The organism is Archangium sp. (genome assembly GCF_057119385.1).
Genome location: NZ_DBNGVP010000070.1, coordinates 44,331 through 59,338 on the forward strand (window position 1 = coordinate 44,331; position 15,008 = coordinate 59,338).

The 15,008-nt window shown below is 68.6% G+C and carries 11 protein-coding genes; 2 read left to right on the plus strand and 9 right to left on the minus strand.

Annotation, left to right across the window (positions count from 1 at the left end; translation table 11 throughout):
• Window positions 1-25 precede the first annotated feature (25 nt).
• The 7 genes from AC16DP_RS16420 to AC16DP_RS16450 form a co-directional block, all read right to left on the minus strand.
• Entirely contained in the window at window positions 26-787 is a 762-nt protein-coding gene (locus AC16DP_RS16420; RefSeq protein WP_329727168.1) for a hypothetical protein, read from the minus strand.
• A 103-nt stretch (window positions 788-890) separates the two neighbouring features.
• Window positions 891-2,261 (minus strand): TAXI family TRAP transporter solute-binding subunit, encoded by a 1,371-nt coding sequence (locus AC16DP_RS16425; protein ID WP_329727167.1) that lies wholly within the window; start codon window positions 2,259-2,261, stop codon window positions 891-893.
• 118 nt (window positions 2,262-2,379) lie between these two features.
• A complete protein-coding gene (locus AC16DP_RS16430; protein WP_329727166.1) occupies window positions 2,380-3,249 on the minus strand; it encodes a hypothetical protein in 870 nt (289 codons plus the stop codon).
• A 267-nt stretch (window positions 3,250-3,516) separates the two neighbouring features.
• On the minus strand, window positions 3,517-4,257 hold the full coding sequence (locus AC16DP_RS16435; RefSeq protein ID WP_329727165.1) for a hypothetical protein: 741 nt from the start codon (window positions 4,255-4,257) through the stop codon (window positions 3,517-3,519).
• A gap of 168 nt (window positions 4,258-4,425) precedes the next feature.
• Window positions 4,426-6,138, minus strand: coding sequence for a sodium:solute symporter family protein (locus AC16DP_RS16440; protein WP_329727164.1), 1,713 nt, complete (start codon window positions 6,136-6,138; stop codon window positions 4,426-4,428).
• The gene (locus tag AC16DP_RS16445; protein ID WP_329727163.1) at window positions 6,135-6,305 is read right to left on the minus strand and encodes a hypothetical protein; all 171 of its coding nucleotides are present in this window, start codon (window positions 6,303-6,305) and stop codon (window positions 6,135-6,137) included. Before AC16DP_RS16445 ends, AC16DP_RS16440 begins: the two co-directional genes overlap by 4 nt.
• On the minus strand, window positions 6,302-8,752 hold the full coding sequence (locus tag AC16DP_RS16450) for a PIG-L family deacetylase (protein WP_414640684.1): 2,451 nt from the start codon (window positions 8,750-8,752) through the stop codon (window positions 6,302-6,304). Before AC16DP_RS16450 ends, AC16DP_RS16445 begins: the two co-directional genes overlap by 4 nt.
• 125 nt (window positions 8,753-8,877) lie before the next feature.
• Between AC16DP_RS16450 and bshC the strand changes: the two genes are divergently transcribed.
• Together bshC and bshA are read left to right on the plus strand one after the other, a co-directional pair.
• A complete protein-coding gene (gene bshC, locus AC16DP_RS16455; protein ID WP_329727161.1) occupies window positions 8,878-10,506 on the plus strand; it encodes a bacillithiol biosynthesis cysteine-adding enzyme BshC in 1,629 nt (542 codons plus the stop codon).
• 17 nt (window positions 10,507-10,523) lie between these two features.
• Window positions 10,524-11,684: an N-acetyl-alpha-D-glucosaminyl L-malate synthase BshA gene (gene bshA, locus AC16DP_RS16460; protein ID WP_329727160.1), complete on the plus strand. Its 1,161-nt coding sequence runs from the start codon at window positions 10,524-10,526 to the stop codon at window positions 11,682-11,684.
• Here bshA and AC16DP_RS16465 read toward each other — a convergent pair whose 3' ends face one another.
• Complete coding sequence (locus tag AC16DP_RS16465; RefSeq protein ID WP_329727159.1) at window positions 11,685-12,530, minus strand: DUF2911 domain-containing protein; 846 nt, start codon at window positions 12,528-12,530, stop codon at window positions 11,685-11,687.
• Between the two features lie 137 nt (window positions 12,531-12,667).
• Window positions 12,668-14,992, minus strand: a complete 2,325-nt coding sequence (locus tag AC16DP_RS16470) for a hypothetical protein (protein ID WP_329727158.1) — start codon at window positions 14,990-14,992, stop codon at window positions 12,668-12,670.
• Between the last annotated feature and the right edge of the window lie 16 nt (window positions 14,993-15,008).

The window sequence follows — 15,008 nt, forward strand, 5'->3', positions numbered from 1 at the left end:
CCCGCCGCGGAGTTGCCTCTCCCTGTTACCCCGGCCTGGCCAGGGAAAGGGGGAACAGGGCCCGGTGCTGGATGTTGGGGTAATAGGCCGCCATGTAGATCTGGCCCCCTACCCTCACCCACGCCCATCCAGGCGGCTCGGACTGCGCCCTCCACCATGCGTCCGCCTCCTCAAGCGTCTCGAAAGAGGCCACGGGAACGGGCTGCTCTTTCTCCACGAGTTCTTCGAGGTACCACTTGAGAGCACGACTGCGTGGCAAGCGGCGGAGGTTCGTCTCGCGATCATAAACAACATCGTGAAACTCGTTCGCGATGAGTACGCTCGCGGGGTCCGGTGGATGGGGATGATTCGCGAGCCAGGCTTCCGCTGCCTCCCGGGTGTCAAACGATGCCACGACAAAGGGAGGATCGTTGGACTCCACCTGCTGCTGAAAGGCAGCGAATGCCTCCTGCTGTCCGGTTGATTCAATGTATTGAATCGCATCGAGGATGGCCTGACTTTGAGCTACCTCCTCAGCCAATTCCGGCTCACCGCGAACCTTCTCGAAGAAGCGCTTCGTCCCATCCATGCGCTCGCTCAGTTCCGAGGTTCCACCTCGACGAGGGAGGCCACGGGCGTCTGGTCTCTTGAAGAAGTCTTCGAAATCGTACCGCTGGCCGGTGGCGAAGATGAAGTCCAGAGCATCTCGCGCCAGACACAGAATTCGCTTCTGCTCGGAAGACTGGTCCGGACTCCAGCGCCTCCCGATCACAGGGTGTGCGTCCGCAAGATCAGAAAGAGTCGTCATGGTACCACCTGCGTAGGGGCATGCACGGATGGGTATCCGTAAGGCCCTTTTTCATGGGCGCTCCACCGCGTCAACACCCATCATGAAGGATACCCGGGAGCCATCAGCCGTGCTTCAGCGCGACCTCTGGACGAGGCGCGTCCGGCACCGCGAGCCGCTCCTCCAGCCGGCCGCGGATGTAGCCCACGTGCAGGCGCAAATCATAGAACTCGTCCATGTAGCTCAGCGGCACCTTCAAGCCGCCAATCTCATGCTCGAGCTGCTCGAGCAACAGCAGATCCTTCCGCATCTGCTCGACATCCGGCGCGCCGCGCAGCCGCTCGTCAATGACTCGCAACCGCGCATACCAGCGATAGATGCGCGAACGGATGCTCCACCGGTACACCGGAGGCGTCAGCCGCAACAGCGGCACCAGCACCACGAAGAGCGGAATGAGCAGCACCACGAACCGGTGGATGAGCGCCGCGAGCCAGAAAGGCAACATGCGCCGCAGGAAGTCCGGACCGTGCGTCAGGTAGTACCGCGCCTGCTCGTTGACGGGCAGCTCCGTGAGCGTGTCATTCGGAAACCTCCCGGGCTCGCTGAGCAGATCGCCGTTCCGGTGCGTCCGGACCGCCGCCTCGGTCAGCAACGCGACCACGGCCGGGTGCACGTCCTTGCGCGCCACCAGCACCGCCGCGGGCGCCACCAACTGCACGTCCCGCTCCGGGAGGTCTCGCACCAGGTCCAGCGACCCCCGATGCAGCGTCACCGGTGACAGGTACCGGAACCTGCGCGCGTAGGCATGCGCCTGCTCGAAGCTCATCAGCCGCACCCCGGGCATGTGCATCAGCTCGGAGATCAACGGCGCGGTGGGTCCCATGACGAACAGGGCCGCGTCCACCGAGCCCTCGCGCAGCGCCGCCACGGCCTTGTCCCCACCCAGGTCGGCCAGCGTCGTCCCAGCCTGCCCACCCACCACTCCGCCCGCGGCCAGCAACTCCAGCGCCAGCGCCCGCACACCGCTGCCCTCCGCACCCACCGCGATGCGTCTGCCCGCCAACTGGCCGAGCCGGTCGAGCTGCGCCTCACCCCGGTAGAACACCCACACCGGCTCCAGGTACAGGCTCGCCAGCGCGACCAGCTCCTTCCGCCGCTCCTTCTCCGCCGGAGCCGTGCCTCCCTGAACGATGGCGACATCGACACCAGAGCCCGGTGTGCCCAACAGCGCGTAGTTCTCGATGGAGCCGGCCGTCTCCCGGACGACGAGCTCGAGCCCTGCCTCCGCGAAGTGCTCGGCGTATTGCCGGGCCACCGCGTGGTACGCCCCACTCGCGGAACCCGTGGCGATGACGACCGTGTGCGGCGGAGCGGGCTCGACGAACTGCCACGCCACCGCCACCAACGCCGCCAGCACCACGGCCACCGCCGCGGCCCCGCGCATCATCTCCAGACGCGACTGTGCCCGAGGCTTCTCGTTTCGCTCTCCCTGCACGCCAGACCCTCCTTCGGCTCGGGTCATCCTGGTACGGCCTGGTCACCTGCTCTCGGGTCCCGGGCTGCGCTCCGAGGGAGAGTCCCCTCAGGGATGGATCGACGCGCTCTCGGGGCCTCTACTGCCACCCCTCCGACACGTTGTTGAGGTACAGCTCCCAATTCCCGTCGTTGAAGGCCTCTCCGATGAACCAACCACCAATGGGCCGGCCGTTCAGCAGCTGCTTCTCGTAGTTGTAGGAAAGCTGACGCCCACCGAGGAACATCCAGTTGTCGAGATCCCATAGATGCCAGCTCGTGGTGTAACGTCCAACGCTCCCAGGCCCGGGGTCATGGTACGTGACCGCAATCGAGACCCTGTACTGCCTGAAGTTCTCGAGCGCCGGGCCGTAGCTGTTCGAACCGAATACGCAATTCGGCAACCAGTGGCCGAAGGTGTGGTCTCCAGCGGCTTCAATCGCGATCGTGCTTGGAAGGGGCGGGGCGTTGCATTGCCACTCGGAACCAACGCCTGGGTGCTGGTGCGTGGGGTATCCGGAGACATTTCCAAGAATCACACCATGGCCTCGGAACGGGTATGGGACGGACTGGTAGACCGGCGAAGGGGTGTAGATGTCACCTCGAGCAAACGCCCCGAAGTGGCCTCCCGAGCCGAAATAGTTGACGGCCATGAAGTCGAACTGGAGGAAGTGCGTCGTCTTCCCGGGCGGCTGTACGGTCCCCGGACCTGTCGAGATGAGGATCTTCGCCCCACTGGGCGTTTTCTGGGATTGCCACGAGCCATACGCTCGCGAGGTCACCCAAGTAACGCCGTTGGTGTTGCTGGCCTTGTATTGCCACTGATACGGCGAGACTTGCGCAAGGGCGGGTTCGGCGGCTGCAAGACAACTGACGATGAGCAGAATCGCGCGGACAGGCGTCAGTCTGTGAGCGGCACGCTGGAGGAGAGAGCGGCCGCGCTCCGCGGCGTGAATCCAAACGTCGTTCATACGTCCCTTTCTTGTTTCGCGGCCAACCCCTTGGTTCACCACACACCGCGAAGGGGGAGGTCTACCAGAAGTGCGTGAGGGTTGTGGCGGCGCACTGGCAGAACAGACAGGACATGACGAGTCCTGGGCATTGCCTCCTGCAACGAAGTTGCAGCAGGGCTTTATTCTGTCCGGTGACCGTGAAAAGTCCACTGGCGCACGGGAACGCCTCGGCTCACCGCCGGTTGCCCGGCTGCTCTGGAGGCAACTTCCCGGAGGTCATGGCCGCTACTCGAGCTTCCAGTCGTCCAGGTACACGTCCATGGAGTCGGTGCGCAGGCCCGTCGTGCCCCAGGTCAGGCTCGTGTCGTGGGCCGTGAGCTGGAGCGCGCCGTCGACGAAGTACTGCAGCGTGTCGCCACTCACCGAGAGCTTCACGGTGTGCCACGTCCGCGTCTCCGGAGCCCCGAGCATCTTCTGCGCGAGCGTGGTGGAGACGCCGCCCAGCTTCTTCTTGATCGTGACCAGCCCGTCCTTCCGGTAGGACGCCACGTACAGGTCGTTCTCGGTCTGGTAGCGGGCGAAGACATGCAGCCCGGCCCACGCGGGAGCATCCGCCTGCCAGTCCTGGATGGAGGCGCGGTAGCTCGGAGCCGCGGTCTTCCAGCCCACCTTCTTGCCATCCACGTACAGCCGCGAGAGCGCCCGGAAGTTGGACGTGCTCGTCCACCCCTGGCGCCCCGTGCCCGCGGACTTCGACGCGAGGCACCCGGACGTCACCTCGACATGGGCCCGCTGGGACGAGTCGCTCGAGCACTCGACGAGCGCGCCCTCCGCATAGGCCTCGAAGTTCTCGCCAGCCCAGGGGCAGCTGCTCGCGGAGGTGCAGATGATGTAGTGGGAGTCGGGATAGAAGTCATAGGCGGTCTCCGGCGCGTCGGCCTCGTCCAACGCCTCCGTCCCCCCGCACGCTCCCGCCAACACCATCACACAGGCGGTCAACCCCAGAGCGATTGCACGACCCTTCATGGTGGCTTCTCCCTCTCCTCCATGAGGACGGCCCAGATCCGCCGCCATCCCAATAAAACGAATTAACGGGTAAAAAAGGGATCCCCGCAAGTTCCTGGCAGGAGACTCCTGGGAGATGGCCCCAGCTCCCTGGGGCACCTCACACCCGAGCCAGCGCCCGGTCGCTCGCTAGCCCGGCGACGGCTGAGCCTCCGGGGCCCGGGGCATGACCACTTGGAGGACCAGGGCCAGGACGACCACCAGCGCGCAGCCAATCACGTTGAACCAGAGGTAGCCGATCGCGCTGAACATGAAGAGGGCGATCACCGTCGTCTGCGAGACGAGCGCGGCGAAGAAGACGGCGTGGCCGCGGACGTGCTTGAAGAAGAAGGCCACCAGGAAGATGCCCAGCACCGTCCCGTAGAAGATGGAGCCGAGGATGTTGACCGCCTGGATGAGGTTGTCGAGCAGCGACGCGAAGCTCGCGAAGCCCACCGCGACCAGGCCCCAGAAGACGGTGAACAGCTTGGAGGCCACGAGCACCTGGCGATCCGACGCATCAGGGCGCACGAGCCGCCGGTAGAAATCGACCGTGGTCGTCGCACCGAGGGCGTTGAGCTCGCTGGCGATGGAGCTCATGGCCGCCGCCAGGATGACGGTGATGAGCAGCCCCACGAGCCCACTGGGCATCCAGTCCTTCACGAACGAGATGAAGATGTAGTCCGAGTCCTTGGTCTCCGTGCCCGGCAGCGCGCGAGCCACCACGGCCTTCGCCTCCTTGCGGACCGAGTCGGCCGTCTTCGCGGCGGCCCGGAGCCGCTCGCGCGCACTGTCCACGGCGGACGCATCACCGGCCTCGCGCGCGGCCAGGTAGCGGTCGGCCTCGGCGCGCTTGTCGGCCTGCACCTGAGCCCACTTCTGCTCGATGGCGGCGAACTCGCCCGCCTGCGCGGTCGCCTGTACCTTCGCGCGCAGCGGCTGGTTGAAGAGCAGCGGCGGCGCGTTGAACTGGTAGAACACGAAGACCAGGAGCCCGACGAAGAGGATGAGGAACTGCATCGGGATCTTCAGAACGCCGTTGAACAGCAGCCCGAGCCGGCTCTCCGCGATGGAGCGGCCCGTCAGGTAGCGGCCCACCTGGGACTGGTCCGTACCGAAGTACGACAGCGCCAGGAAGAACCCACCGGTGAGCCCGGACCAGATGTTGTAACGGTCCTGCATGTCGAGATCGAAGCTGACCACGTTCATGCGGCCGAGCGCTCCGGCGACATCCACGGCGCGGCCGAAGGACACGTGCTCGGGCAGCCGCCAGACGATGACGATGGCGGCCACGACCATGCCCCCGAGCATCACCACCATCTGCTGCTTCTGCGTCTGGCTGACGGCCTTGGAGCCACCCGTCACCGTGTAGACGATGACGAGCGCGCCAATGCCCACGATGGTCGGCTCGAGCGGCCAGCCGAGGACGGCCGAGAGGATGATGGCGGGCGCGTAGATGGTGATGCCGGACGCCAGCCCGCGCTGGACGAGGAAGAGGAAGGCGCCGAACAGGCGGGTCTTCAGATCGAAGCGCGACTCCAGGTACTCGTAGGCGGTGAGGACGTTCAGCCGGTAGTAGATGGGGATGAAGATGGCGCTGATGAGCACCATCGCGATCGGCATGCCGAAGTAGAACTGCACGAAGCGCATCCCGTCCTCGTAGGCTTGGCCCGGGACGGAGAGGAACGTGATGGCGCTGGCCTGCGTGGCCATGACGGACAGGCCGATGGTGGGCCAGCGCAAGTCCTGGGTGCCGCGCAGGAAGCCCTCGGCGGTGTTGCTCTCGCCGCGCGTGCGCCAGAGCCCCCAACCCACGATGGATGCCGTCGTCCCGATGAGGACCAGCCAGTCGAGCAGTGTCACGAATAGGCCCGGGTGAGCGCCCAGAACAGGGCGATGAAGAAGGCAAGAGTGCCCAGCACGACGAGGTAGATGTTGCGCCAGGACCCGAGCAGGGGTGGCGCGTCGTCGAGCTCGGGCCGCTGCGCGCGGGCCGGGGCCGTTTCAGGGGATTTCGAGGCGTCTGTCATTGGGCGAGGAGGTTCGCGAGCAGGCGGTAGGCACCGGGCACGCCCGCGGGAAGCTGGCGGAAGAACGCGATGCCCGTGTAGACGAAGGTTCCCTTGCCGTGACGGGCGACGAGGAGTCCACCCCGGAGCGGCTCCTCCCCCGGGTCGTTCATCGCGAACACGGGCTTGTAGCGCTCGTCCCACTTCGAGGCGAAGTAGAGCCCGCGCTCCTGGACCCAGCCCTCGAAGTCGGCGGCCGTGAGGCGGTTGGGTCCCTTCAGCAGCGGGAGGTTGGGATCCACGGGCGTCATCGCCGCGGTCTCGTCCGTCACGCGATCGCGGCCGAGCTCCAGGGGATAGGGCCCGAGCGAGGCGTTGAGCGGGCCCACGCGGCTGTTGGTGTTGTACTGCACGATGAGCCGCCCGCCCTGCTCCACGTAGCGCATGAGCCGCTCGTGGTGGAGGGCGAGGCGCTGATTGGCATTGAAGGCACGCACCCCGACCACGATGGCCTCGAAGCCCTCGAGCTTCTCGGAGGCCAGGCGCTCCTCGGGCAGCAGCGTCACCTCATAGCCAACGGCCGCGAGACTCTCCGCCACGCGGTCACCCGGGCCGGGGATGTAACCGATCCGCCGCACCTTCGTGGCCAGGGCGAAGGGCACCAGGGCCGCCTCGGAGGGCTGGCGCACGGTCTGCGGTGGAATGTGCTCGTGCGTCACCGAGCGGACCCGCCACGACTCGGAGCGGCCTCCGCTGTCGACGATGACCCGCAGCCGGCCCCGCTCGCTCGCGCCCTTGGGCGGAGTCACCTGGAAGCGGACCGTGCGCTCATCTCCGCGCGCGGCGAGCTTGAAGGGCACCTCGGCGGGTTCGGCACGCCAGCCCGCCGGAACCTCGAGCCGGACCTTCCCTTCCGCATCGGCCCGGCCCGCGGCCAGCACCACCGACACGGCCTGGGCCGCGCCGTTGGGGAACATCAGCACCTCCCGGTCGAGCGTCGCCGTGATGGCCGGGGCGATCTCGAACGCGCGGTACAGCTCGCCCCGCACCGGATCCGTCCACACGTAGACCACCGGCCGGACCACGGAGAAGCGCTTGCCGCCCACCTCGTAGAGGAAGGTCACCGACATCGCGGGCTCACCCTCGGGCCTGCCCACGAGCGCGCGGTCCTGCTCCTCCAGCGCATAGAGGCCACCGGCGACGGGCTTGCGCAGCCAGTAGGGCGTGGAGATGCGGGCCGTCTCCGGAATCGCCACCGTCCTGGACAGCTTGAACGGCTTGTTGCCGGCCAGCTCGGTACCGGCGGCCACGGACTCGCCGCCCGGCAGGGTCACGCCCACCAGCCGGAACGCCGCGGGCGAGCGGTTCAGCGCCACCAGGTTCAACGCCACCTGGCTGCCCGGCACGGCCATCGCCTCCGCCGCACGCGCCTCGAGGAACAGGCCCGCGCACGCGGCCATGAGCTCCTCGGTCTCCCGCAGCTTGAGGGCCTTCCACGGGTTGCTGTCCGGCAGCGCCGAGAGCGCCTCGTGGACGCGCAGGAGCGCCGGAACGCTCTTGTGGGGCGCGCGCGCATCGAACCCGTTCACCGCCTCGTCGATGGTCCGGACGACCTGCTCCGTGCCGCCCCACCGCCGCCACGACAGCTCGAGCCCCTCGAAGACATCGGACTTCGGCTGCGTTCCGGCCAGGGGCTTGAAGTACTCCAGCTGCGTTCCACGATCGGCCGGCACGCCGAAGCCCTGGCTCTTGTGCTGGCTGCGGCTCTCCGCGGAGATCTCCCCCCACGAGCGCCCCAGGAGCGGATCGTATCCGCCCACGTCGAGCTTGAGGTAGGCGGACATGTCCGCGTCCGGCTTCAAGTTCCACGTGGACACGTTGTTCAACAGCCGGTCGGCCTTCCACGGCTTCACCTCCGCGAGCTGCTCGGGGAAGCGCTTCGGGTCGGCCGCCGCGGTGAAGGCCTCCTCCGCCAGCAGGGCCGACGCGGTGTGCTGCCCGTGGTTCGGCGGCTGGGTGGTGAAGCGCGTGATGATCACCTCCGGCTGGAAGCGGCGGATGGCGAGCACCACATCGGCCAGCACCTGCTCCCGGTCCCAGATGCGCAGCGTCTCCTCGGCGCTCTTCGAGTAACCGAAGTCCCTCGCCCGCGTGAAGAACTGCTCGGCGCCGTCGATGCGCCGCGCCGCGAGCAGCTCGTACGTGCGGATGAGCCCGAGCAGCTCATCCTGCTCGGTGCCGATGAGGTTCTGCCCGCCATCGCCACGGGTCAGCGAGAGGTAGCCCGCGCGAAATCCACGCTCACCGGCGAGATAGGCCAGCAGCCGCGTGTTCTCGTCGTCGGGGTGGGCCGCCACGTACAGCACGCTCCCCGTGACGCCGAGGCGCCGGAGGTCCGCCGCGAGCTCTCCCGCATGGGGTTGCCGGGGCGCTTGCGCGAGTGAAACCGACGAGAGTCCGAGGCTCATGGCCACTGCCATTCCGAAGATCACCAGGGTCCGCATTCCGGGCGGACCCTAACAAGGAACGCCACCCCGAGGGTGTGAGGAATCCTTCGGGAATTCCCGATGCGGGTCCGTGTTACAAGCCGCCCGTGGCCTCCTCCTTCTCCGCCTCCTGGCTGCGCGGTGATCCGCGAGCCCTCGAATTCCTCTCCGACCGCTTCCGGCACCGGAGCGCCCGCGCCGAAGCCGTGGCCGCCGCGGCCTCCCGCCCCATGGCTCCGGCGATTCATGACGTGCTGGTGGCTCGCAACGCGCGCCTCGCGCCGAGCCCCGCCCGCGAGAAGAACCTGGAGCTGCTCGCCCGTCCCGGCACGACCGCCGTGGTGACCGGTCAGCAGGTCGGGCTCTTCCTGGGGCCGCTCTTCACGGTCTACAAGGCCGCCTCCGCCATCGTCGCCGCGCGCGCCCTCGCGGAGGAGACCGGCCGGCCCTGTGTCCCCGTCTTCTGGCTGCAGACCGAGGACCACGACCTTCCCGAGATCGATCACTGCTTCGTTCCGCGCTCCGCTGGCGGGCCCCTGCGCCTGGCCCTGGAGCTGCCCGATGCCGCTACCTCGCGTGTTCCGGTGGCCCACCGCCACCTGGGTCCGAGCATCACCGGTGCGCTCGCGGCCCTGCGCGCCGAGCTGGGCGGCAATCCCCACGCGGACGAGCACCTGTCCCTGCTCGAGCGCGCCTACCGCCCCGAGGCAACGTTGGCGGAGGCCTTCGCCGACGTGCTCTCGGCGCTCTTCGCGGAGGAGGGGCTCGTGTTCCTCGACCCGCGAGACCCGCGCCTCGCGCCGCTCGCCGCGCCCATCCACCGCCGTGCCATCGAGGAGGCCGCGCCCATCTGTAGCAAGCTCGCCGAGCGGGGCCATGCCCTCGCCCAGGCGGGCTTCTCCGAGCAGGTCCACATCCGTCCGGGCGCGCCGCTGAACTTCTTCTCTCCCGACGGTACCGAGGGTGCGCGCTACCGGCTCGATCCCTCCACCACTCCAGGCTCCTGGAGCCTCGTGGGCCACCCCGAGGGCGCCTCGGTGACGACGGCCGGGCTCCGCTCCTGGCTGGAACGCGAGCCGCTGCGCTTCACGACGTCGGCGCTGCTGCGGCCCATCCTCCAGGACTCCTGGCTTCCCACGGCGGCCTACGTCGGCGGGCCGGGGGAGATCGCCTACTTCGCGCAGCTCGCGCCCCTGTATGCGCACGCGGGCCTGCCGATGCCGCTCATCGTGCCGCGCGCCCGGTTCCGGGTGATCGACGATCGCGCACGCCGCCTGCTCGACACGCTCGGCCTCGCACCGGATGACGCGAACGCCCCGCGTGACGAGCTGCTGGCCCGCCTCGCCGCCCGCGACGGCGGAGAAGCCTTCGAGACACCCGAGGCCGTCGAGGCCCGCCTCCTGAGCGCCTTCGCCTCCGAGCTCGCGCGCCTCGGCGAGCGCATGGCCGCCATCGACCCGGCCTTCGCCCAGGCCATCACCCGCACCGACAAGACCGTCCGCCGGGGCGTCTCGCGCCTCGCGGCCCGGTACGGCCGCACCATCACGCAGCGGGATCAGACCACCCTCGAGCGCGTGGAGCGCCTGCGGGGCTACCTCGCTCCGGACGGCGCGCCCCAGGAGCGCATCCACGCCCTGCCCTACTACGCGAGCCGACTCGGCTCCCACGCCTTCACGCGGCTCGTGCTGGAGGCCTGTGAGCCCTTCTCGGGCAACCTGAAGGACCTGAAGCCGTGACCTCGGCCCGCACTCCCATGAGCGACCGTCTCAACCTGGCCATCACCTGCTTTCCCACCTTTGGAGGCAGCGGCCTGGTCGCGACCGAGATCGGTCTGGCCATGGCGGAGCGCGGCCACCGTGTCCACTTCATCGCGCGCGATCTGCCGGTGCGGCTGCATGGCATGACGCGCAAGGTGCTCTTCCACGAGGTGACGGAGAGCGACTACCCGGCGCTCGCCCACTCGGGGACGTACCCGCTGGCGCTCGCCTCGAAGATGATCGAGGTCGCGAGCTACGAGCACCTGGACATCCTGCACGTCCACTACGCGGTGCCCCATGCCACGGCGGCCTGGATGGCGCGCGAGGTGCTGGGGAACAAGGCGCCGCGCATCGTGACGACGCTCCACGGCACGGACACCACGCTCGTGGGCACGGACCCCACCTACCTGCCCATCACGCGCTTCTCCATCCTGCGCAGCGACGCGGTGACCACGCCCTCGGAGTTCCTGCGGCGCGCCACCTGGGAGGGCTTCGGCATCCCGGAGACCTTCCCCATCGACGTCATCCCCAACTTCGTCGACACGGAGCGCTACTGGCCGGCGCGCGACCGGACCCACCTGCGCCAGCTCTTCCCCGGCCTGACGGAGAACGAGCCCGTGCTCATCCACGTCTCGAACTTCCGGCCGGTGAAGCGCATCGGCGACGTGGTGTCCGTCTTCGCGGCCGTCCAGAGCAGGCGCCCCTGCCGGCTGGTGATGATCGGTGACGGCCCCGAGCGCTCTCCCGCCGAGCGCAGGGTGCGGGAGCTCGGGCTGGAGGACCGCGTGGCGTTCCTGGGCAAGCAGGAGAGCTTCGTGGAGATCCTCGCCGCGGCGGACGTCTTCCTCCTGCCGAGTGAACAGGAGAGCTTCGGGCTCGCGGCGCTCGAGGCCCTGAGCTGCGGCATCCCGGTGGTGGCGAGCAACATCGGCGGCATCCCGGAGCAGGTGGAGCACGGGACGACGGGCTACCTCGCGCCGGTGGGCGACGTGGAGGCCATGGCCAGCCACGTGCTCGAACTGGTCCGCGAGCCCGAGCACTGGCGGGGTTTTTCCCGCCGTGCCCGGGAGAACGTCCTGATGCGCTTCCAGCTCGGGCCGGCGATCGATCGCTACGAGGCGCTCTATCGCCGGCTGCTGGCTGGAACCGCCCGGTGACTACTTCTTGCCCTTCCAGTCCTGGAGGGCCTTGGCGACCTGATCCTTGAAGAAGAAGTTCTGGTCCTTCTGGCCCAGGTCCCAGGCCGTCTGCGCGAACTTGCGGGCCTCGGCGTACTTGCCCGTGCGCGCCAGGATGTCGGCCTTGATCCAGTTGTTGTACCAGTGCGACTGGATGGCCAGCGAGTCATCCGCGTAGCCGAGCGCGGTGTTGTAGTCCTTGGACGTGTCGGCCACATAGCGGGCCGCGTTGGCCAGGGAGCGCCACGCACCGTTCACCGTGGCCTGGATGTTGGCCTGGGCGTACGCCGCCGTGTCGGTCTTGACGGGCACCGAGACGCGCAGCGTGCCCCACTCGAGGTCGAGCGAGGTCTGGTCCTCGGTGGTGTTGGAGAAGAGGAACGTCATGCGCTCGCGGTTGGGAGCCTCGGCGGGGGTCGCGGAGACGCGGACGACGTCGTCCTTCTGGTCATAGGCCTTGCCACCGCCGAACAGGCCGAGCTCCTTGTTCAGCACCACCGTCCACTCCTTCTCGGCGGGGATGGTGACGAGGGAGTAGGTGCCCGCGGGGACGGGCTTGCCGCCGAAGGTCACATCCCGGCTGAAGGAGATCTTCGTGGCCATGTTGGCGCCGGTGCGCCACACCTGCCCGAAGGGGACGAGCTCGCCCCAGAGCTTGCGCCCCTTCACGGCGGGGCTGGAATAGTCGACGGAGATCTCGGTCAGACCCACGTCCTGAGACACCTTGGCCGACGGGCTCGCGGCGGGCAGCTGGAGCTGCGCCGAGGCGGGCAGCGCGGTGAGGGCCACGACAACAGCGACAACGCACCCAAGAAGCTTCTTCATCGTCCTCACTTGGTCCTTTCGCTCAGGGAAGGCGGATGAGCGGGTGGACTCTATAGATCGGCCCTCACGCCGTCAGCACCCGTTTGACCAGCTCCGGCGGGCTGCCCACGCGCATCCGGGGAGGAGCCGCGAGCCCCTCAGCGCCTGCGCCAGCTCATCACCCGCGCGAGGAACACGGTGCCGAAGACGAGCACCGTGAAGGCCGCCGTGTAGCCGAGGAAGATGAGCCAGCCGGTGGTGGTGCCGGGGATGCCCACCGAGGGACTCATCTCCTGGAACTGCGCTCCGGAGAAGAAGCCGCACGCGAGGCTCACCGGCAGGAAGACGAACACCAGGATGCCCACCATCCGGTCGAACTGGTCCCGCTTGTACTGGTCCAGCTCCGCGGCCTGGTCCTTCATGGCCTCCACCGTCTCCTGCAATCCGTGCAGCGAGTGCCAGGCGAGGTAGCGCGCGTTGATGTCCGGATCCTCGCTCACGCGCGTGTGCCACAGGGAGTTGGTGAAGAGCATCACGTCCGAGCGGACGCTGCGCGCCGGCCGCAGGCTCTGCCAGCGCGAGGTGCGGTAGCGCTGCTCCACCTCGGCCATGCGCCGGCTGGTCTCGAAGGCCGAGTAGCGCTGGCCGATCGTCAGCAGGAAGAGGAGGAAGTCGCGGTCGCACGCGAGCGGTCCGCGCTCCTCCTCCTCGATGAGGAAGTCGATCCGGGCGCCGCCCGTCGAGGTCAGCCAGTGCTCCGTCTCGCCCGCCGCGTCCCGGAGCACCCGGCGGCTCTCCGACGCGGCCTCGGACGGCAGCTTCTCCAGCGTGGGCTCCGTGCCCGTGGCGAGCGCGTAGAAGAGCCCCTGCATGGAGCGCGAGTCATCGAGCATCGACGAGCGGCCGCGGGAAATCCGATAACCGCCGTAGACGAGCCAGCGCTCCGGGCCCAGCGGCGCGAGCCAGGGCGGCAGGCCCCGCAGGGGCTCGAGCTCCCACAGCTCCTTGCTCTCCACGAGCGCCGCCTGCTCGCGGGCGAGCTCGTACAGCGAGGTGTCCGCCGCCCGGGGCCGTTCGATCCACACGACGACGAGCCGGTTCGGGTAGACGGAGACGCGGACGGTGTGGCCGTCGGTGGGCTTCTCGTAGTGCAGCACGTCCGCCTCGGGGGTGGCGCCGAGGAAGGAGTGCACCACCGCGGGGTGGAAGGCCGAGCCCTGGTTGGAGAGATCGCACCGGCGGAAGCCTCGGGACACGAGCTCCACGTCGGGCGCCGGTCCCCGCCACAGGAAGGGCCGGGCGAACACGGTGTGGGCCTTGAGGACGTGGACGTGGCGGCCGACGTTGAAGCGGCTCCAGATGGCCTCCCACAGCTCGCGGCGCGACTGCCGGGTGCCCGAGTAGGGGCCCGCCACCATCGTCGAGCGGCCAATCGGGCTGGCATAGCCATCCGAGTACCACGGGTCCGAGTAGTCATTGGGCTGGCGCTCGAAGCGCCGGGCCCCCCGGGCCCGAGGGCTCCCATCCGGCAGCCGCTCTCCCTCGAGCTCATCCAGGTAACCCGCGAGGTTGGCGAGCGTCCCCGCGCGCTCGGGGGTGAGCGAGAAGGCATGCCAGGGCTTGGACTGGTCCGGCCGCGAGATGTGGATGGCCATGAAGTCGAAACCCTGGCCGTAGTGGGTGTTCTCGGTGTCGGTGCGCGCGAGGAGCCGCAGGACGGTGACGTCCTGGAAGGAGGACAGGAAGAGCGCGTCCACGCGCCGCACGGCTCCGTTGTCCTCGTCACCGAGCGGGATGTCGAGCTGCACGCGCTGGGACCGCGACAGCTCGGCGCGGTAGAGGCGCTCGTCGGCCTTGAGCCGGCGGGAGATGGCCGGGGGGATGAGCGAATCGGGCAGCTTCGTCAGCTCCACGGAGAGCCGGCCGCGATCCACCACGGTGGCCAGGAGCTCCAGCAGCTCGCGGGTGGGACGATCCGTCTCCGAGGGCCACAGGTTCAGCGCGGCGTAGAACACCGTGCCCAGGGCGCGCTCGTAGTCTCCCACCGTCTCGGTGTGGCCCTGCTCCCACTCGCCCACGTAGTCGACGAGGGCCTCGACGCCCTCGGGCCAGGAACCGTGGAGCAGCCGGTACATGGCCAGCAACGTGGCGCAGAGCACGTCCAGGGTGGGCTCGTGGACGCGCAGGGTGAGGGGGCCGAACGAGCCCTCGGGCTGCCCCTTCCTCAACTCCTGGGAGAAGGCGTCGAGCTCCTCGGCGGACAGGAGGACGGCGCCCGTGGTGGAGCGCACCGAGCGCCGCATCCACTGGGGCAACTTCCACGCCAGCATGCGGGGATGGGGCGGCAGGGACTCGCCGCGCGAGCCCACGCTGAAGAAGAGCTCACGCGGTCCCGGCTCCACGCCGGGCGCGGGCTTCTCGGCGAGCCACACCACCTGCTCGCCCAGCAGCACCTCCACCACCTGTCGCAACTTCGAATCCATGGGAGGCACCTTATAG